Below are 19,160 nucleotides of genomic sequence, written 5' to 3'. Positions count from 1 at the left end.
ACCGTCGCGGGCCACAACTCGGTGTTTGGCTGGCGTGTGTGCCATCCAGCGTGCAGCCTGACGGGAAAAATTGAACTTGCGTTTCACACTCTGAGACGCGAGTATCGTTGCATGGACAACTCTAGCGGCGTCGGCGTTCTCGACAAGGCGGCTCTGGTGCTCAGCGCGCTGGAGTCCGGCCCGGCCACCCTGGCCGGACTTGTCGGCGCCACGGGCCTGGCCCGCCCCACCGCGCACCGCCTGGCGGTGGCGCTCGAACACCACCGCATGGTGGCCCGGGACATGCAGGGCCGCTTCATACTCGGTCCGCGGCTGTCGGAGCTCGCCGCGGCGGCCGGCGAGGACCGGCTGCTGGCGACGGCCGGCCCGGTCCTGACCCACCTGCGGGACTTCACCGGTGAGAGCGCCCAGCTCTACCGGCGCCAGGGGGACATGCGCATCTGCGTGGCCGCCGCGGAGCGGCTGTCCGGGCTGCGGGACACCGTCCCGGTGGGTTCCACGCTCCCCATGAAGGCCGGTTCGGCCGCACAGGTCCTCATGGCGTGGGAGGAGCCGGAGCGGCTGCACCGGGGCCTCCAGGGCGCCCGGTTCACCGCGACCGCGCTGTCGGGGGTGCGCCGGCGCGGCTGGGCGCAGTCGATCGGCGAGCGGGAGCCGGGTGTGGCGTCGGTCTCGGCGCCGGTGCGCGGCCCGTCCAACCGCGTGGTGGCCGCGGTCTCCGTCTCCGGTCCGATCGAGCGGCTGACCCGCCACCCGGGCCGCATGCACGCCCAGGCCGTCGTGGACGCCGCCACCCGCCTCAGCGAGGCACTGCGCCGCAACGGCTGAGCGGCAGCCGAGCAGGCGGCAGCGGTCGGCGGCGGCACGACGGGCGGCGGACGGCGGCAGAGGCCGGTGAACGGCCGCAGACGGCCAGGAGAGCGCCCGGCGACGGCTTCCCGACCAAAGGGGTCGCCGCATCCGGCACGACGCCGTGGGCGGGCCACCGGGAAGCGCGCCCGCGGCCGGAACGGAAGCCGGCACGGTGACATCGCCGGGGGTGGGGCAGGAGCCCGTGGCCCCCGGCGGGCACCGCAGGGCCCGGGACGGCCCAGGGCGCGCGAGGCCCGGAGGACGAGCAGCCGGCCCCCGGACCCGCGGGACCCGGGAAACACAAAAGGCCCGCCGCTGCTGCGACGGACCCGGTGCTCTGCGGTCGAACTCGTTCACCGCTCTGGTGCGTACCCCCGACCGGATTCGAACCGGCGCTACTGCCTTGAGAGGGCAGCGTGCTAGGCCGCTACACAACGGGGGCCCTAGCGATCCTCGCGTCACCATGACCGGGAGCTACCCGGTGGTGGTGGAAGGAAGGATCTGTACCCCCGACCGGATTCGAACCGGCGCTACTGCCTTGAGAGGGCAGCGTGCTAGGCCGCTACACAACGGGGGCTCGCACTTTTCAGTGCTGCTGGGGTACCAGGACTCGAACCTAGACTAACTGAACCAGAATCAGTCGTGCTGCCAATTACACCATACCCCACCAGAATTCAACTTCCGTCTGGAAGTCTCCTTCGGCGTCCGCCTCCGTCCCGGGCTTTTCGGCCCTTCCGGCGGCGACAGGAAGAACATTACCTGATCCACGACCACGCTCCAAAACGGGTTCCACGGGGGCCCGGTGGCACGCCTCCGAGCCCCCGCCGCGGACCGTCTCCGGTCGCCCTCCCGTCAGCGCATCCGCGCCATCAGGGCGTGCTCGACGAGCGTGATCAGCGCGCTCTTGGCCTCCACCCGCTGCCGGGCGTCGGTGACGATGATCGGCGCGTCAGGGCCGATCTGGAGGGCCTCCCGGACCTCCTCCGGGCGGTACGGCTGGTGGCCGTCGAAGCCGTTGAGCGCGATGACGAACGGCAGCCCGCTGTTCTCGAAGTAGTCGACCGCCGGGAAGCAGTCGGCCAGCCGTCTGGTGTCCACCAGGACGATCGCGCCGATCGCGCCGCGCACCAGGTCGTCCCACATGAACCAGAACCGGTCCTGGCCCGGGGTGCCGAACAGGTAGAGGATCAGGTCCTCGTCGAGGGTGATCCGGCCGAAGTCCATGGCCACCGTCGTGGTGGTCTTGTCCGGCGCGTGCGTGAGGTCGTCGATCCCGGCCGACGCGGAGGTCATCACGGCTTCGGTGCGCAGCGGATTGATCTCCGACACGGCACCGACGAACGTGGTCTTGCCCACGCCGAATCCGCCCGCCACCACGATCTTCGCGGAGGTGGTGGCGCGGGTCGGACCGCTAGAGCTTCCGAAGTCCACTGAGCACCCTTTCAAGCAATGTCACGTCTGGCTGCCCGCCCGCGGAGTCGTCTCCGCCGGGCTGGTGGATCGCGACCAGGCCGGCCTCGGCGAGGTCGGCGACGAGGATGCGGACCACGCCGAGCGGGATGCCCAGCAGCGCGGAGATCTCCGCCACCGACTTCACCTCCCGGCACAGCACGCAGATCCGCTGGTGTTCGGGGAGCTGGCCGCGCAGCCGGTCGGGCTCGGCCGCGGTGCTGACCAGCGCCTCGATGGCCAGCTGGTAGCGCGGCCGGGTCCGGCCGCCGGTCATGGCGTAGGGCCGCACCAGGCCCGACGGCGTGCGCGGACGCCCGCCGGAGCCCGCCGCCCCGCCCCGGCCCTGGTCCGGGCGCTGGGCGCCCTGAGCGGGCCCCTGGCCCGCCTCCTGGCCCGCTCCCTGGCCAGGCGATGCCGGGGCGCCGTGCTGCGGCCGTCGGGACGGCTGCTGCGAGGGCTCGGCGAGGGGCTGGGAAGGCTGCTGGAACGGGTCGCCGGCGTCCTGCCGGCGTTCCTGCCGCGGCGGCGGGGCCTGCGGCGGCGAGTACGGCTGCACCACGGGCCGGCGGTAGCGTCCGCCCGGCCGGGGCACGGCCGGCTCGGCGTCCTGGCCGGTGCTCGCGGTGAAGGGCTGCTCGGAGCCCTGCCGGTAGGGCTGCCCGTGCCGCCCGCGCGCGGGCTCGCCGGACTGCCCGTAGGGCGTCGGGGACGCCCCTGTGTACGGACCCTCGGGCCCCTCGTGGGGCTGCCCGCCGTACGGCCGCCCGTCGCGGATGTCGCGGGTGTCGTAGGCGTCGTAGGGCCGTCTCTCGTACGGCTGCCCCTCGTACCGCCCGCCGTACGGCGCGTCGGGCCCCGGGCGGCGGGCGCCGTCGGGCCGGCCGTAGGGCTGGTCGTGCGGTCGGTCCGAGGCCGGGCCGTAGCCGTCCGCACCGGGGGAAGTGCTCACGGGTCCTCCTCCTGCTGTTCCGGCGCGCCCTGTCCGAGCGCCTGGCCGGCGCCCGGAAGGTCCGCTTCCGGTGCGTTAGTTGAGCAGGCTGCCCTGCAGTTCGGCCCTCAGGTCAGGGGTGAGGACGGCACCGGCCCGGTCGACGAGGAGGGCCATCTCGTAACCCACCAAGCCGATGTCACACTCCGGATGCGCCAGCACCGCCAACGACGAACCATCCGAAACCGACATGATGAACAGGAAACCCCGCTCCATCTCCACCACCGTCTGGTTCACACTCCCGCCCTCGAAAATGCGGGACGCACCAGCCGTCAACGACGTCAACCCCGAAGCCACCGCCGCCAACTGATCAGCACGATCACGCGGGAAACCATCAGACATCGCAAGCAGCAGGCCGTCGGCGGAGACCACCACCGTGTGGGACACCCCCGGGGTGTTGTCCACGAAGTTGGTGATCAACCAGTTCAGATTCTGTGCCGCCTGGCTCATCGCACTCAACTAGCGCTCCTGGTTGTGGGGGCCGCCGAAACGGCTGTCAGCGGCCGGTCCGTTCGAGTCGGTTCCGGCGGTGCGCCCTTGCTGGACACCACGTCGCAGACTACTCAGTCTGCCGCGTACGTCCTCAGGCGCTCGGGAGACCTGTGGGCCACCCTGCGATGTCTGGTCGGCGGCGCCCGGGACCAGGTTGGCCCGCGGGACCCGCCGGGGCAGGCCGGACGGGGTGACCCCGCCTGCCCTGGGCTCTCGGACCTGCTCGGCCCGCTGCCAGTGCTCGTCGTTGGCCGACCGCGGGTCAAGGGCCGTCGGCTGCGGGGCGTCGTGCGGATCGGGGGTGGGTTCGGGCCTCTCCTGTACGTGCTTGCTCGGGCGCTGCCGTTCCCGGCGGGGCAGGCCGGCGTCCGTCAGTGCCTGTGAGACTACGCTCTCGGACGGCCCCGCGGGGGGCGGCGGAACGGATTGCGCCGCGTCGACCGCGTTCCGGGGCGCCCCGGCGCCGTTCTCCGGCCAGCCCTCCTGAGCTGGGCGGTAGAAGGGGAACCCGGCCTGGCCGACGTCGCCCGGCCGCTCCGGGAGGCCGGCCGGGCCGCCCTCGCCGGAGGAAGCGGAACCCGCGGCGCCGGTCGGGGCGTAGGGCCGCGCGGAGCCGTCGTCGTACCCGCCCGGTGCGGGGAAACCGTTCTGCTCCTGGCCGTTCACCGGGCCGGACTGCTGCGGGAACGCCTGCACGGGGCCCTGGCCCGGCACAGCGTCCGGACCCTGGAGGCTCTGCTGGAGGCCATGGGCGTAGGGCTGCGTGAAGGACTGCGGGTAGGGCTGCGGGTACGGCTGCGCGGGGCCGGCGGACTCCCCCGCCGGGTCGAGGCCGGCGCCGCCGGCCTGGCCGTTTCCGGTGCCGTACTGATCGGGGTAAGCCTGGCCTGCGACGTTGACGCGGCCGTCGGCACCGACGTCGTACCGGCCGTATCCGGTGTACCCGTCGGAGGTGCCGTAGGCGGCGTACCCGCCGTGCTCCTGCCCGGACTCCGGTACGGGCGGCTGCCCGCCCGGGTGCGTGGGCAGCGGGCTGGACCCGTACCGCTCGGCCGCGGCGGCCTCCAGTTGGGCGCGGCGCTCCTCGCGCGCCAGGGAGCGGCCGAGTGAGTCGAGGGCGCTGACCGGCCGCTCGTAGCGGGAGTCGTCGAAGCCGAGTTCGGCGGCCGTACGCCCGCCCGCCTCGGGTCGGGGTCCGCGGCCTTCGCCCGTGGGTTCCGGGGCGATCCGGGGGACGGTGAAGTCGCCTTCCTCCACCCGGGGCCGGCCGACTCCGCCGCGGGTGACCGCCTCGGGCAGCATCACCAGGGAGGTGGTGCCGGACAGCTCGCCCGAGCGCCGCAGCTGGACCCGGATGCCGTGCCGCAGGGACAGCCGGCCGACCACGAACAGGCCCATGCGCTTGGCGATCTCCACGTCCACGGTGGGCGGATCGGCCAGCTTGTGGTTGATGTCGGCGAAGTCCTCGGCGGTCAGCCCGATGCCCTGGTCGTGGATCTCGACGATCAGCCGCCCGTCGGGCAGCCGGGTCGCGGTGACCCGCACCTTCGTCTGCGGCGAGGAGAACGAGGTGGCGTTCTCCAGCAGCTCGGCGAGCAGGTGCACGAGGTCGGTGACGGTGCCGCCGTGGATGTCGGCCTCGGGGACGCCGACGAGCTCGATCCGGTCGTACGCCTCCACCTCGGACGCGGCGGCGCGCAGCACGTCGACCAGCGGCACCGGCTGGTTCCAGGTGCGGCCGGTGTCCCCGCCGGCGAGGACCAGCAGGTTCTCGCCGTTGCGGCGCATACGGGTGGCGAGGTGGTCGAGCGTGAAGAGGGAGGAGAGCTGGTCCGGGTCGGCCTCGTTGTTCTCCAGCTCGGTGATCAGGTCGAGCTGGCGCTGGATGAGGCTCTGGTTGCGCATGGAGAGGTTGCTGAAGATCGCGTTGACGTTGCCGCGCAGCAGGGCCTGCTCGGCGGCCAGCCGGACCGCCTCGCGGTGCACCTGGTCGAAGGCGCGGGCGACCTCGCCGATCTCGTCCCGCGTGTTGAGCGGGATGGGCGCGACCTGGGTGTCGACCCGGCCCGGGTCGGTGCGGGAGAGCTGGTCGACCAGGCCCGGCAGCCGGGTCTCGGCGATGTCGAAGGCCGCGGAGCGCAGTCGCCGCATGCCGCGGGTCATGCCGCGGGCCATCAGGGCGGCGACGATGAACGCGATGACCAGGGCGACGAGCACGATCGCCGAGTTGACGAAGACGTCCCGCTTGGCGTGCGAGGCGACGGCGGCGGCGTCCGAGGCGGCCTGGTCGGCGAGTTGGACCTCGACGGCGCGGTAGGCGTCGAAGGAGAGCGTCGCGGCGGCGGTGTAGGAGTCGGGGGTGATCCCCCGCTGGGCGAGCCCGTCCGGGGTGAGGGCCGGGTCGGCGAGGTCGGCGACCATGGTGGCGAGGTCCGGCGGCACCACGTACGCGGCGCCGGCCGCCTTGGCCTCGTCCAGCGCCGCCGTGGTCTGCCGCTGGCCCTTGGCGGCCGCGTCGGCCTGCGCTTTCTTCAGCAGGGCCTGCTCCTGGGGGGTGCCGCCCTCCTCGAACTCCTGGCGGGCGATCCCCTGGAGGTACTGGTAGGAGCCGAGCGCGGTCTTCTGGAGGGCCAGGGTGTCCTTGGCGGTGCCCTTCTCCACCAGGATGTGCAGGCCGATGGAACGGGTCAGCGACTCGGCGGACTTGGCCAGCGAGAGGGAGTACAGGATGCGGCCGTAGGAGGCGCTGTCGCTGGTGCCGTAGCCGAGTTCGTTGGCGAGCTCGGCCAGCGGGTGCTGGAGGAGCACGTAGCGCTCCTCGGTCTGCACGCCGGAGAGCTGGGCGGTGTAGGCGGCCTTGCGGGTGGCGGCGAGCTGCGGCTGGACGCTGCGGACCTCGGCCAGCCGGCGCCTGAGGTCGGCGTTGGAGGGGATGTGCCGGGCGGCCTCCTCGAACGCGGTGGCGGCGGCGTCGGTGGCCGCGTCGGCGGCACCGACCGACGGATCGTTTCTGCGGCCGCTGACCAGCGGAACGACGGTGGCGTCGCGCTCCTTCTCCAGGGCGTCCCCGTAGGTGGCCGCGGCGCGCACCAGGCCGGCGATGCGCACGGCGTCGTCGGCCTGCCGCCAGGTGGTCACCGCGCCGTTCACCCGGAAGCCGCCGAAGACGAGCGCGACCAGCACGGGTATCAGGAGGATGACGTTCAGCCGGGTCGCCACGCGCCAGTTGCGCACGCCGAACCGGCTGCCGGGGGCGGGCAGTCCCGCCGGGGCGGCCTCCGCGTCGGGCGTGCCACTCGGCCCGGTGCCGGCGGGCGGGGGCGGAGTGAAGTTGCCCCGCGGGCTGGTGGCGGTGCTCGGCTCTGCTCGCCTGGTGTTCCTCACTGGACCAACAACCTCTCGGCGACGGCCGACATGACGGCCGTCGTGCGCTCGGGTCTGGGCATTCCAGCATGCGGGACATGAGGTGGCAAACGACCGGTAAACGGCCACGACGGACCGTTTTCCCGGCGATGACCGGAGATAAAACCGGCATAAGTCCAAGGCGGTGGCAAACCGTGGGACACGCGGACACGCTGTGACACCGCGTGAGCGCGACTCGTGGCGGAAACCGCGGGGAAACGCCCGGGAAACGTTATGAAAACGAAGGGCCCGTCGTGCCGGGGTACGGCACGACGGGCCCTTCCGCCGCGCGAGCGGCGACAACAGCGCCTGGGCGCGCGGACTACTTCAGCCGCGCCAGCAGCGCGTGTTCGACGAGCGTGATCAGCGCGCTCTTCGCCTCGGCCCGGTGCCGGGCGTCGGTGGTGATGATCGGCGCCTCGGGCCCGATCTGGAGGGCCTCCCGGACCTCCTCCGGGCGGTACGGCTGGTGGCCGTCGAAGCCGTTGAGCGCGATGACGAACGGCAGCCCGCTGTTCTCGAAGTAGTCGACCGCCGGGAAGCAGTCGGCCAGCCGCCGCGTGTCCACCAGCACCACGGCCCCGATCGCGCCGCGCACCAGGTCGTCCCACATGAACCAGAACCGGTCCTGGCCCGGCGTACCGAACAGGTACAGGATCAGGTCGTCGTCCAGCGTGATGCGGCCGAAGTCCATGGCCACCGTCGTGGTGGTCTTGTCCTGGACGTGGCTCAGGTCGTCGATCCCGGCCGAGGCGGAGGTCATCACGGCCTCGGTGCGCAGCGGATTGATCTCCGACACCGCGCCCACGAACGTGGTCTTGCCCACACCGAAGCCGCCCGCCACCACGATCTTCGCGGAGGTGGTCGACCGCACCGGCGGCGCACCGTACGCCGGCTGCGGCTGCGACCTAGAGCTTCCGAAGTCCACTGAGCACCCTCTCAAGCAGTGTCACATCTGGCTGGCCGCCCGCCTCGCCGCTGCCGGGCTGGTGGATGGCGACCATGCCGGCCTCAGCGAGGTCGGCCACGAGAATGCGGGCCACGCCGAGCGGTATCGCCAGCAGCGCGGAGATCTCGGCCACCGACTTGATCTCGCGCGTCAGGTGGCAGATCCGCTGGTGCTCCGGAAGCAGTCCCGCGTACTGCGCCGGGTCGGCGGTGGTGCTGACCAGTGCCTCGATGGCCAACTGGTAGCGCGGCCTGGTGCGGCCACCGGTCATGGCGTAAGGCCGCACCAGCGGCTGGTCGCCTTCCACCCCGTACGGCGCGTGGTGGGACGCGCCGTACGGGCCCGGCGAGGCGGGTGGCGGGGTCATGAGGGTCCTCCGTGTCCGGGCAGAGCTACTGGTGCGGAATAACGGGAACGTTCTGTTTGTGGTGCGGTGCCGCGGCCCGAGGAGGCGGGCCGCCAGGGCGGCCTAGTTCATCAGGCTGCCCTGCAGTTCGGCCCTCAGGTCAGGGGTGAGGACGGCACCGGCCCGGTCGACGAGGAGGGCCATCTCGTAACCCACCAAGCCGATGTCACACTCCGGATGCGCCAGCACCGCCAACGACGAACCATCCGAAACCGACATGATGAACAGGAAACCCCGCTCCATCTCCACCACCGTCTGGTTCACACTCCCGCCCTCGAAAATGCGGGACGCACCAGCCGTCAACGACGTCAACCCCGAAGCCACCGCCGCCAACTGATCAGCACGATCACGCGGGAAACCATCAGACATCGCAAGCAGCAGGCCGTCGGCGGAGACCACCACCGTGTGGGACACCCCCGGGGTGTTGTCCACGAAGTTGGTGATCAACCAGTTCAGATTCTGTGCCGCCTGGCTCATCGCACTCAACTAGCGCTCCTGGTTGTTCATGCCGATACCACGGCCGTCGGTGTTGTTCCCGGCCTGGCGGCCTTGCTGGATACCCCTGCGGAGGTTGGTCAGACGTCCACGCACGTCGTCGGGGGCACGGGAGATCTGCGGGCCGCCCTGGGGGGCCTGCTGCTGGGTCGCCCCTCCGGCGACGAGATTGGCCCGCGGGACACGGCGGGGCAGGCCGGACGGGGTGACCCCGCCTGCGGCCGGCTGCCGGATCGCCTCGGCCCGCTGGCGCAGCTCGTCGTTGGGCGAGGTGCGCCAGTTCGGCGTCTCCCGCGGCAGCGGCTGGGCCACGGGCGCCGGGGAGGCCGGCTGCGCGGTCGCGGCCGGCTGCGGTCCGGTCGGACCGGTGGCCATGGGCCGCTGCGCGCCCGGGCCGGGGCGCCGCTGCGGAGGCGCGGTGCGGCCGACCGGCCGGGGCGGCGGGGCCTGCGGGCCGCGGTTGCCCTGCTCCACGTGGATCTGCTGCATCCGCTCGGCCTGGCCGGTGCGGAACCAGTCGGACTCGATCGCGGCGAAGATCGGCGTCGGCTCGTCGCCCCGGGTCGGGGCCGGCGGCAGCGCCATCGGCTCGGCCGACTGCTGCTGCTGTTCCAGGCCGCCCTGCCCGTAGCCGGCGGGCACGCTCCCGTGGCCGGCCGTCAGGTCGTACTGCTGGCCGCCCTGGGGACGGGCGGGGTACATCGGTCCGCCCTCGGGGCCGGCGCCGGACGGCGGGCCGCCGGGACGGCTGGTGCCGGGCCGCTGGAACTGCGGCGCGGGAACGCCGGGCGCCGGGAACTGCCCGGTGTCACCCGGACCGCCCTGGCTACCGAGCACCGGGAACTGACCCGTGTCGCCCGGAGCACCCTGGCCACCCTGCACCGGGAACTGACCCGTGTCACCGGGACCGCCCTGGCCGCTCTCCATCGGGAACCGACCGGTACCGCCCTGGCCGGACTGGCCGGACTGGCCGGACTGGCCACCGTGCACCGGGAACTGACCCGTGTCACCCGGACCACCCTGCACCGGGAACTGACCGGTGTCACCGGGACCGCCCTGGCCGCTCTCCATCGGGAACCGACCGGTACCGCCCTGGCCGGACTGAGCCGGAACCTGCCCCGTGCCGCCGGGACCACCGGGTGTCGGGAACGACCCGGGGTCACCCACACGCGGGTTCAGGCGCGCCCTCGGGGCCCGCTCGTCGCCGCGCGCCGCCGGGAACTGACCGGTGTCACCCGGAGCACCGGGCACCGGGAACGCCCCCGTGTCACCCGGGCGCGGGCCCAGGAAGGCCCTCGGGGCCCCCTCGCCATCGCGCGCCGCCGGGAACTGGCCCGTGTCACCCGGAGCACCGGGCACCGGGAACGCCCCCGTGTCACCGGGACGCCGGTCCTGGAAACCACCCTGGCCGCCGTGCGCGGGGAACTGCCCGGTGTCACCCGGACCACCCTGTACGGGGAACTGGCCGGTGTCGCCCGGACCACCCTGGCCGCCCTGCACCGGGAACTGGCCCGTACCGCCCTGGCCTCCGGCCGCCGGGCCCCGTCCGCCGCCCGCGGGCGCGAACGGGTCCTGCTGCTGCTCGGCCGGGTCCCACCCGGGGGTGCCCTGCTGGCCGCGGTTGCCGCGCTGCGGCAGCCGGCCGCGTGCCGGCCCCCTGCCCTGCGCGCCCTGCGGGCCGTTCTGGTCCTGCCGGCCGTTCCGGTCCTGGGCCGGACCGTCGTCGGACACCGCCGGGAACTGCGCGGTGTCGCCGGGGCCGCCGAGGCGCGGGAAGGACCCGGTGTCGCTCTGGCCGCGCCGGGGCGTCGGGCCGGGGCGGCCGCCGAAGACGTCGGAGCGGAAGCCGGACGGGCCGGTCGACTGCGGCTGCGGCGGCGCGAACCCGCCCTGCTGGCCCTGCTGGCCCTGCTGGGCCGGGCCGGCCGCGGCGGCGGGGCCGGCCTGCGGCAGCTCGCCGCGGGCCGACGACGCGGACTGGTCGAACTGCCGCTCGAAGCCGTCGAACGCGGTCTGCGCCTCGACGTCCTCGTGGCCGCGCGGGGTGTCCTCACCCGGACCACGACCGCCCTCCGGGGCCGTCCAGCGCGGGCCGCCCTGCTGCGGGGGCCGTCGGGGCCACCGGGGGTGCCCGGGCCGCCGGGCTGGCCGGCGCCCGGCAGCGCGGGCCGCAGGGCGCCGCCCACCTGGCCGCGCTGGGACCGGCCGACCGCCTGCGGGGCGTTGCCGAAGGCACCGGCGATGCCGGCGCCGGCCGCCGCCTGGGCGCCCGCGGGGCGGGTGCCGGGTGCGCCGTTCTTGGCCGCGCCGCCCTGCGTGACGTCCACCGGCAGCATGACCAGCGCCGTGGTGCCGCCGGAGTCCGACGGGCGCAGCTGGATGCGGATGCCGTGGCGCAGGGACAGCCGGCCGACCACGAACAGGCCCATGCGGCGTGAGACGGAGACGTCCACCGTCGGCGGGTTGGCCAGCCGCTCGTTGATGTCGGCCAGGTCCTCGGGGGACAGTCCGATGCCGGTGTCGTGGATTTCGATGAGCACCCGGCCGTCGGGCAGCGAGTGGCCGGTGACGCGCACCTTGGTCTGCGGGGAGGAGAACGACGTGGCGTTCTCCAGCAGCTCGGCGAGCAGGTGCACGAGGTCGTTGACGATGCGGCCGGTGACCTCGGCCGAGGGCACGGAGGTCAGCTCGATCCGCTCGTACTGCTCCACCTCGGACGCGGCGGCGCGCAGCACGTCGACCAGCGGGACCGGGCGGGTCCACCGGCGGCCCGGCTCCTCACCGGCGAGGACCAGCAGGTTCTCACCGTTGCGGCGCATACGGGTGGCGAGGTGGTCGAGCTTGAAGAGCGAGGAGAGCTGGTCCGGGTCGGCCTCGCGGGACTCCAGTTCGGAGATGAGCGACAGCTGACGCTGGATGAGGCCCTGGCTGCGGCGCGAGAGGTTGGTGAACATCGCGTTGACGTTGCCCCGCAGCAGGGCCTGCTCGGCGGCCAGCCGGACGGCCTCGCTGTGGACCTCGTCGAAGGCGCGGGCCACCTGGCCGATCTCGTCGCGGCTGTTGATGCCGATCGACTCGACGGAGGTGTCGACGTCCTGGGGGTCGGCCTCGGAGAGCTGCTTGACCAGCTCGGGCAGCCGCTTCTGGGCGACGTCCTGGGCGGTCTGCTGGAGCCGGCGCAGCGAGCGGATCATCGAGCGGGCCACGACGAACGCGCCGATGACGGCCACGCCGAGGACGAGCAGGATGATCGCGCCGGAGATCAGCGCCTCCTGCTTGGCCTCGTCGCGCAGCTTGATCGACTTCTGCTGCATCTCGTTGAGCAGCGAGCGCTCGATCTGGTTCATCGCGTCGATCTTGGTCTTCGCGCCATCGTCCCAGTCGAGGTACGACATGCCGCCGATCTTGCTGATCGCGTTCTGCGAGCCGGCGATGCGCTCGCGGACGTTGTCGTGGTTCGAGATGGGGTCGCTGCCGCCCTCGATGGGCCGCAGCAGGGTGGCCGAGTCGGTGCCGTAGACCTTCTGGAACCGGGTGAGCGCGGTGGACTCGTCGGCCGCCGCCCACTTCACCGTCTGGTAGTTGTCGGCGTCCAGCTGGCCGCCGGTGGCGAACGCGGCGCTGATCACGGCGCGCTGGATGGACTCGTACTCCTTGGCCGACGAGAAGGCGGCCAGCGCCCGGGTGGCCTTGATCATCTCCGGGTTGCTGGTGGCCTGGGCCATGTCCTGGGAGAGGGACAGCAGGGAGGTGATCAGGCCGTCGTACTCGGAGACGGTCTGCGCGATGCCGGCTTCCTGGCTGTAGGCCTGGCCGCGGATCTCCTGGAGGGTGGCGAGCTGGCCGCCGATGGCCACCAGGGTGGCGCGGACGCCGCTGTAGACGGGGTCGGTGTCCGAGACGTCGTCGGTGGCCTGCTCGTAGAGCTTCAGTTCGCGGTCGGTGGCCTGCCGGCTGCCGGCCACGTTGTCGTCGTCGGTCCGGCCCGCGGAGAGCGGTCCCGCCGAGCTGTCGCGCTCCTCCTGGAGCGCCGCGGCCAGGTCGGTGGCGTGCTCCGTGATGTCGGTCAGCGTCTTCATGTGCTCCAGCTGGTGGATGTTGTCCACCGAGCTGTTGATGCGCAGACCGCCGAGGGCGGAGGCGGTGACCACGGGGAGGGCGAGCAGGGAGACGAGTCTGGTGCTGATGCGCCAGTTGCGCATGGCTATTCGGGGGCCGGGCCTGACGCCGGCGCCGGTGATCTTCCCGGCCTCCATCCCGCTGGGCATGCCCGTCCTCGCGGGGGCCGCACCGGTGGCCGGCGCGGCGGCCGCGGAGTCCTCCGCGCCCTGCGCGGGACCGCCGCCGGTTCCGGCCGACGGCTGCTCCGGGTCACCCGCGGCGCCGCTGTCCCTCTTGAAACGTCCCTGCACTAGCGTCGCAACCTCTGGACCAGGCGCCCTTCCCGCCGCACAGACGGGGAAGGACGGTGTCGAGTCATGGGGGCACACTCAGAAGGGTTCTGGCCCACCCCGGATCGCGGGACGGCAGACGTGTCCTCCACCGCCGCTCGGTGATCGTGCGCGCCCCCTGCGCGCAGCCGATGTGATGCGGCGGTCCGGGGAATTCCAGCACAGTGCCTGATCTCCCAACAAGGCCCGCAGCCCAGCTCCTGGAATGTGTCACTGGTCGCGATGGTCCAAGTACGCAGCGTCGAACGACGGAACGTCGATTCCGGGCATATCGACCAGCACGAGAGCCGCTTCGGTAACCCCATCCAGGGGTGTTCGAGCACTCGACGGGGGGCGATCGCACCCCCCTTGCGGCTTTCCGTACGAGATGTCGGAACACACCTCTGGGACGGAATGTCCGCAACGCGGCTTCTGTCGGACACTCCGTGAGGAAAATCACAACCCGTCAGGCGAATGCGGCCGTGTCCCGCGGGAAACGGCCGCATTACGCTGGTGGTTTACCGAACCGTCGCGGAAACCGGCCCGGTTCACGCCGCCTTCGAGGCGCCCCGCACGGCACGCCTCGCACGGCGCGCCGCCCGACCGGCACGCGGGCCCGCCGGTTACCGCTCTTCGAGACCCGAGGTCCCCACGGCCGATGAAGACCACCCTGAACTCCCGTCAGAAGCTCGCCAACCCGCGCCGCACCACGCTGGCGCACCTCAAGGACGTCTCCGAGCTGGCCGTCGTCCTGTCCGGCGGCACCCCTCGGGAGCAGCAGGACGTGGCAGACGCGGCGCCGGTCGCCGGGCCGGCGGAGCCGCGCACGCTGCCGCAGCGCACCGCCAACCCGCGCCGGACGGTCCTGGACCGCCTGCCCGAGCCGCGGGTGCCCGAAGCCTCCTGAGGGCCGCGGCCAGGACGGGCGGACGACCGTCCGCCCCGGGTGCCTCTGATGTCCGGGGCGCGCGCCCGCACGCACCCGTCGCGTCGCATCCCGGTTCCCGTGCTCCGCGTAGTCCGGGCCGCGCGCCCGCACCTACCCGGGGCGCGCCGCCGCCGGAGGGAACCGCGCCGGTCACGGCACTAGGCTGAGTGCCATGCGCATCGCCAGGTTCTCCATCGACGGCAACGTCGGGTTCGGGTCAGTCGAGGGTGACCCCGCCGACGGCCCCGACGGACTCGTCATCGACATCATGAAGGGCGTGCCGTTCGGCGAGTTCGAGCTGTCCGGCACCAAGGTCCCGCTGGCCAAGGTCCGGCTGCTGCCGCCGGTGCTGCCGAACAAGGTCGTCGCCATCGGCCGCAACTACGCGGCCCACGCCGCCGAGCTCGGCAACGAGGTGCCCGACGCCCCGTGGGCCTTCTTCAAGCCCTCCACCTCGGTGATCGGCCCCGGGGACCCGATCGTGTACCCCTCCTTCTCGCAGGAGGTGCACCACGAGGCGGAGCTGGCGGTCGTCATCAGCCGGCTGTGCCGGGACGTGCCGCGCGAACGGGTCAAGGACGTGATCCTCGGCTACACCTGCGCGAACGACGTGACCGCCCGGGACACCCAGCGCGCCGAGAAGCAGTGGGCGCGCGCGAAGGGCTTCGACTCCTCCTGCCCGCTGGGCCCGTGGATCGAGACCTCGCTGGACCTCGACGCTGCGGGTGACCTGGCTGTCACCGCGACGGTCAACGGCGAGCTGCGGCAGGCCGGACGGACCCGGCAGATGCTGCACGGCATCGAGGAGCTCGTCGTCAACATCACCGAGGCGATGACGCTGCTGCCCGGCGACGTCATCCTCACCGGCACCCCGGCCGGGGTCGGCCCGCTCAACCCCGGCGACGAGGTCTCGGTGACCATCGAGAACATCGGCACCCTCACCAACAGGGTCGTCTCGCGTGGCTAGCGCCACCTCCCCCGCGGCCCCGGCTCCCGGCGACACGCCGGTCCGCGTCCGGTTCTGCCCCTCCCCGACCGGCAACCCGCATGTCGGCCTGGTCCGCACCGCCCTGTTCAACTGGGCCTTCGCCCGGCACCACCACGGCACGCTGGTCTTCCGCATCGAGGACACCGACGCGGCCCGCGACTCCGAGGAGTCCTACGGCCGGCTGCTGGACGCGATGCGCTGGCTCGGCCTGGACTGGGACGAGGGCCCGGAGGTCGGCGGCCCGTACGCGCCGTACCGCCAGTCGCAGCGGATGGACGTGTACGCGGACGTGGCCCGCCGGCTGCTGGAGGCCGGCCGCGCCTACGAGTGCTACTGCTCGGCCGAGGAGCTGGAGACCCGGCGCGAGGCGGCCCGCGCGGCCGGCCGCCCCTCCGGCTACGACGGGCAGTGCCGCGACCTGACCGACGGGCAGCGTGCCGCCTACCGGGCGGAGGGGCGCGACCCGATCGTCCGCTTCCGGATGCCCGACCGCACCGTCACCTTCACCGACCTGGTCCGCGGCGAGCTGTCCTTCGCCCCGGAGAACGTGCCGGACTACGGCATCGTCCGCGCCAACGGCGCCCCCCTCTACACGCTGGTGAACCCGGTCGACGACGCGCTGATGGGGATCACCCACGTGCTGCGCGGCGAGGACCTGCTCTCCTCCACCCCGCGGCAGATCGCGCTGTACGAGGCACTGGCGGAGCTGGGCGTCGGCACCGGCGGCACCCCGCTCTTCGGCCACCTGCCGTACGTGATGGGCGAGGGCAACAAGAAGCTCTCCAAGCGCGACCCGCAGGCCTCCCTCAACCTCTACCGGGAGCGCGGCTTCCTGCCCGACGGGCTGCTCAACTACCTCTCGCTGCTGGGCTGGTCGTTCTCGGCGGACCAGGACGTCTTCTCGCTCGACGAGCTGGTGGAGCGGTTCGAGATCGCCGACGTGAACGCCAACCCGGCGCGGTTCGACCTGAAGAAGGCCGAGGCGATCAACGCCGACCACATCCGGCTGCTGGACGTGAAGGCCTTCGCCGACGCGTGCGAGCCGTGGCTCCGCGCGCCCTTCGCGCCCTGGGCGCCGGAGGCGTTCGACGAGGCGGCCTGGCAGGCCGTCGCGCCGCACGCGCAGACCCGCCTGACGGTGCTGTCGGACATCACCGCCAACGTCGACTTCCTCTTCCTGCCCGAGCCGGTCTTCGACGAGGCGTCGTGGACGAAGGCGATGAAGGAGGGCTCGGACGCGCTGCTGCGCACCGCCCGGGAGAACCTGGCGGCGGCCGACTGGTCGGCGCCGGAGCCGCTGAAGGACGCGGTGCTGGTGGCGGGCGAGGCGCACGGCCTCAAGCTCGGCAAGGCGCAGGCGCCGGTCCGGGTGGCCGTCACCGGCCGGACGGTGGGGCTGCCGCTGTTCGAGTCGCTCCAGGTGCTCGGCAGGGAGCGGACGCTGGCCCGGATCGACGCGGCGCTGGCCCGCCTCGCCGGCTGACCCGCCCGCCTGAACGCCGACGGCGGCGCCCCCTTCGCGGGGGCGCCGCCGTTGTTCGTCATGGGGGGGGCGCCGCACGGGTGCCACAGGTCACGCGTCACAGGACGGGACGGGCGGGTCGCGCGGCGCGGGCCGGCAGCCGGGCGGCGGGCCCTGCCCGGGCTCGGCCGGGGGCTCGCGAACGGCTCAGCCGGCGGCCCGCGGCGGGCTCAGCCGGCGGGCAGGACCGGCAGGGGCTCAGCCCTGCCAGGAGTGCGGGGCGCGGAAGCCGGGGGTGCGCTCCAGCCGGCGCCAGCCGGCGGTGGAGCGGGCCGGGCGGGCGGGGCGGCGTGCCCGCGGCGGCGGCGCGGGCGAGCAGCAGCGCGGTGAGCGCGGCCAGCTCCTCGGCGTCGGCGTGGCCCTTCTCGACGCGCACTATGGAGAGGTCGAGGCCGGGGGCGGTATCGAGGGGGCGTTCGGGGGCGTCTGCGGGAGTACTCACGATGGTCTCCAGTGGTGTGCCGCCGACCGCGGTGGCGGACGGCGGCGGTGGCAGTGGGCGGGGTTGCGGGGCGTCCGGCGGGCCGGGCGCCCCGCGGCGGGTCACTGCGGCGGGTTGCCGTGCTTGCGGGAGGGCAGGTCGGCGTGCTTCGTACGGAGCATGGCCAGCGAGTGGATGAGCACCTCGCGGGTCTCGGCCGGGTCGATGACGTCGTGCACCAGGCCGCGCTCGGCGGCGTAGTACGGGTGCATCAGCTCGGCCTTGTACTCCTTCACCATCCGGGACCGCATCGCCTCGGGGTCGTCGGCCCCCGCGATCTGCCGGCGGAAGATCACGTTGGCCGCGCCCTCGGCGCCCATCACCGCGATCTCGTTGGTCGGCCACGCGTAGGTGAGGTCGGCGCCGATGGACTGGGAGTCCATCACGATGTACGCGCCGCCGTAGGCCTTGCGCAGGATCAGCGAGATCCGCGGCACGGTGGCGTTGCAGTACGCGTAGAGCAGCTTCGCTCCGTGCCGGATGATCCCACCGTGCTCCTGGGAGACGCCGGGGAGGAAGCCGGGGACGTCCAGAAGGGTGACGATCGGGATGTTGAAGGCGTCGCACATCTGCACGAAGCGGGCGGCCTTCTCGGACGCCTCGATGTCGAGGACGCCGGCCAGCGAGGCGGGCTGGTTGGCGACGATGCCGACCACCTGGCCGTCGAGCCGGGCCAGCGCCACGATGATGTTGGTGGCCCAGCGCTCGTGGACCTCCAGGTACTCGCCGTCGTCGACGATCTCCTCGATGACCTTGTGCATGTCGTAGGCGCGGTTGCCGTCGGCGGGCACCAGGTCCAGCAGCGAGTCACCGCGCCGCTCGACGGGGTCGGCGCACTCCACGGCCGGCGGGTTCTCGCGGTTGTTCTGCGGCAGCAGCGACAGCAGGTAGCGGACCTCTTCGAGGCAGTGCTGCTCGTCGTCGTACGCGAAGTGCGAGACGCCGGAGATGCCGGCGTGCACGTCGGCGCCGCCCAGGCCGTTCTGCGTGATGTCCTCACCGGTGACGGCCTTGACGACGTCGGGGCCGGTGATGAACATCTGCGAGGTCTCGCGGACCATGAACACGAAGTCGGTGAGCGCCGGGGAGTAGGCGGCGCCGCCCGCGCACGGGCCGAGCATCACCGAGATCTGCGGGATGACGCCGGAGGCGCGGGTGTTGCGCTGGAAGATGCCGCCGTAGCCGGCGAGCGCGGAGACGCCCTCCTGGATACGCGCGCCGGCCCCGTCGTTGAGGGAGACCAGGGGCGCGCCGGCCGAGATGGCCATGTCCATGATCTTGTGGATCTTCTGGGCGTGCGCCTCGCCGAGGGCTCCGCCGAAGATCCGGAAGTCGTGCGCGTAGACGAACACCGTCCGGCCGTGCACGGTGCCCCAGCCGGTGATCACACCGTCGGTGTAGGGGCGCTTGCCCTCCAGCCCGAACCCGGTCGCCCGGTGCCGGCGCAGCCCCTCCACCTCGTGGAAGGAGTCCTCGTCCAGCAGGAGGTCGATCCGCTCGCGGGCCGTGAGCTTCCCCTTGGCCCTCTGGGCCTCGGTCGCCTTCTCGCTCGGCCCCCGCCGCACCTCCTCGCGGATCGCTCGGAGTTCGGCGACGCGCCCGTGGGCGTCGTCCGCCGTGACAGGCACCTCTTGCGATGTGGTCATGTATCGACACTACGAGCGAAAGCCCACGGAACGGGCCATCGACTTCGTACAGTGTCCTCGGGCACTTCATGGTGGAACCCGACAGTCACGCCCGGCGACCGGCCCGAGGACACCGGCCCCCGGGTCGGC

General features: G+C 72.9%; 14 protein-coding genes, 3 tRNA genes and 1 pseudogene. 4 read left to right on the top strand and 14 right to left on the bottom strand.

From position 1 onward, the window contains the following. The first annotated feature begins 111 nt into the window (after positions 1-111). Positions 112-828: an IclR family transcriptional regulator NdgR gene (ndgR, locus tag BS72_RS24670; RefSeq protein ID WP_037913676.1), complete on the top strand. Its 717-nt coding sequence runs from the start codon at positions 112-114 to the stop codon at positions 826-828. A gap of 393 nt (positions 829-1,221) precedes the next feature. Here the strand turns inward: ndgR and BS72_RS24665 are convergent. The 12 genes from BS72_RS24665 to BS72_RS24615 all read right to left on the bottom strand — a co-directional run bounded on the left by BS72_RS24665 (position 1,222) and on the right by BS72_RS24615 (position 13,304). Next, positions 1,222-1,294: transfer RNA gene (locus tag BS72_RS24665), tRNA-Glu, on the bottom strand. A gap of 62 nt (positions 1,295-1,356) precedes the next feature. Then, positions 1,357-1,429 (bottom strand) — tRNA-Glu (locus BS72_RS24660). Between the two features lie 18 nt (positions 1,430-1,447). After that, positions 1,448-1,519: transfer RNA gene (locus BS72_RS24655), tRNA-Gln, on the bottom strand. Positions 1,520-1,704: 185 nt separating this feature from the next. Beyond that, on the bottom strand, positions 1,705-2,283 hold the full coding sequence (locus tag BS72_RS24650) for a GTP-binding protein (RefSeq protein ID WP_037913675.1): 579 nt from the start codon (positions 2,281-2,283) through the stop codon (positions 1,705-1,707). Then, the gene (locus tag BS72_RS38725) at positions 2,264-3,079 is read right to left on the bottom strand and encodes a DUF742 domain-containing protein (protein WP_407639056.1); all 816 of its coding nucleotides are present in this window, start codon (positions 3,077-3,079) and stop codon (positions 2,264-2,266) included. Before BS72_RS38725 ends, BS72_RS24650 begins: the two co-directional genes overlap by 20 nt. A gap of 249 nt (positions 3,080-3,328) precedes the next feature. After that, positions 3,329-3,742 (bottom strand): roadblock/LC7 domain-containing protein, encoded by a 414-nt coding sequence (locus BS72_RS24640; RefSeq protein ID WP_037917495.1) that lies wholly within the window; start codon positions 3,740-3,742, stop codon positions 3,329-3,331. A 9-nt stretch (positions 3,743-3,751) separates the two neighbouring features. Beyond that, positions 3,752-7,168 (bottom strand): sensor histidine kinase, encoded by a 3,417-nt coding sequence (locus BS72_RS24635; protein ID WP_037913674.1) that lies wholly within the window; start codon positions 7,166-7,168, stop codon positions 3,752-3,754. Between the two features lie 340 nt (positions 7,169-7,508). Further along, the gene (locus tag BS72_RS24630; protein ID WP_051951632.1) at positions 7,509-8,114 is read right to left on the bottom strand and encodes a GTP-binding protein; all 606 of its coding nucleotides are present in this window, start codon (positions 8,112-8,114) and stop codon (positions 7,509-7,511) included. Continuing rightward, positions 8,095-8,502 carry a DUF742 domain-containing protein gene (locus BS72_RS24625; protein ID WP_037913670.1) on the bottom strand — a complete coding sequence of 136 codons (408 nt, stop codon included), beginning with the start codon at positions 8,500-8,502 and terminating at the stop codon, positions 8,095-8,097. The genes BS72_RS24630 and BS72_RS24625 overlap by 20 nt, the downstream gene beginning before the upstream one ends. A 102-nt stretch (positions 8,503-8,604) precedes the next feature. Continuing rightward, a complete protein-coding gene (locus tag BS72_RS24620) occupies positions 8,605-9,018 on the bottom strand; it encodes a roadblock/LC7 domain-containing protein (RefSeq protein WP_037917493.1) in 414 nt (137 codons plus the stop codon). Positions 9,019-9,027: 9 nt separating this feature from the next. After that, a complete protein-coding gene (locus BS72_RS37485) occupies positions 9,028-9,873 on the bottom strand; it encodes a hypothetical protein (RefSeq protein WP_198546042.1) in 846 nt (281 codons plus the stop codon). 338 nt (positions 9,874-10,211) lie between these two features. Next, positions 10,212-13,304: a sensor histidine kinase gene (locus tag BS72_RS24615; protein WP_322942480.1), complete on the bottom strand. Its 3,093-nt coding sequence runs from the start codon at positions 13,302-13,304 to the stop codon at positions 10,212-10,214. An 820-nt stretch (positions 13,305-14,124) separates the two neighbouring features. Here BS72_RS24615 and BS72_RS24610 point away from each other — a divergent pair. The 3 genes from BS72_RS24610 (at position 14,125) to gltX (ending at position 16,865) form a co-directional block, all read left to right on the top strand. Then, positions 14,125-14,373, top strand: coding sequence for a hypothetical protein (locus tag BS72_RS24610; protein WP_037913668.1), 249 nt, complete (start codon positions 14,125-14,127; stop codon positions 14,371-14,373). A gap of 193 nt (positions 14,374-14,566) precedes the next feature. Further along, a complete protein-coding gene (locus BS72_RS24605) occupies positions 14,567-15,361 on the top strand; it encodes a fumarylacetoacetate hydrolase family protein (protein WP_037913667.1) in 795 nt (264 codons plus the stop codon). Beyond that, entirely contained in the window at positions 15,354-16,865 is a 1,512-nt protein-coding gene (gltX, locus tag BS72_RS24600; protein ID WP_037913665.1) for a glutamate--tRNA ligase, read from the top strand. Before BS72_RS24605 ends, gltX begins: the two co-directional genes overlap by 8 nt. Positions 16,866-17,102: 237 nt before the next feature. Here gltX and BS72_RS24595 read toward each other — a convergent pair. Both BS72_RS24595 and BS72_RS24590 read right to left on the bottom strand, forming a co-directional pair. Further along, a pseudogene (locus BS72_RS24595) lies at positions 17,103-17,346 on the bottom strand (acyl-CoA carboxylase epsilon subunit). Positions 17,347-17,447: 101 nt separating this feature from the next. Next, complete coding sequence (locus BS72_RS24590) at positions 17,448-19,031, bottom strand: acyl-CoA carboxylase subunit beta (RefSeq protein WP_037913662.1); 1,584 nt, start codon at positions 19,029-19,031, stop codon at positions 17,448-17,450. Positions 19,032-19,160 lie beyond the last annotated feature (129 nt).

This window comes from Actinacidiphila yeochonensis CN732, assembly GCF_000745345.1.
Lineage (GTDB): Bacteria > Actinomycetota > Actinomycetes > Streptomycetales > Streptomycetaceae > Actinacidiphila > Actinacidiphila yeochonensis.
Note: the sequence above shows the minus strand (reverse complement) of the source record. Positions and strands in the feature narration are given on the sequence as shown.

What these genes read in the sequence shown, in the direction of transcription:
- BS72_RS24625 (WP_037913670.1), bottom strand. Translation starts at nt 8,502, where the DNA reads ATGACCCCGCCACCCGCCTCGCCGGGCCCGTACGGCGCGTCCCACCAC.
- BS72_RS24610 (WP_037913668.1), top strand. Translation starts at nt 14,125, where the DNA reads ATGAAGACCACCCTGAACTCCCGTCAGAAGCTCGCCAACCCGCGCCGC.
- BS72_RS24615 (WP_322942480.1), bottom strand. Translation starts at nt 13,304, where the DNA reads ATGCCCAGCGGGATGGAGGCCGGGAAGATCACCGGCGCCGGCGTCAGG.
- BS72_RS24605 (WP_037913667.1), top strand. Translation starts at nt 14,567, where the DNA reads ATGCGCATCGCCAGGTTCTCCATCGACGGCAACGTCGGGTTCGGGTCA.
- ndgR (WP_037913676.1), top strand. Translation starts at nt 112, where the DNA reads ATGGACAACTCTAGCGGCGTCGGCGTTCTCGACAAGGCGGCTCTGGTG.
- BS72_RS24620 (WP_037917493.1), bottom strand. Translation starts at nt 9,018, where the DNA reads ATGAGCCAGGCGGCACAGAATCTGAACTGGTTGATCACCAACTTCGTG.
- BS72_RS24590 (WP_037913662.1), bottom strand. Translation starts at nt 19,031, where the DNA reads ATGACCACATCGCAAGAGGTGCCTGTCACGGCGGACGACGCCCACGGG.
- BS72_RS24640 (WP_037917495.1), bottom strand. Translation starts at nt 3,742, where the DNA reads ATGAGCCAGGCGGCACAGAATCTGAACTGGTTGATCACCAACTTCGTG.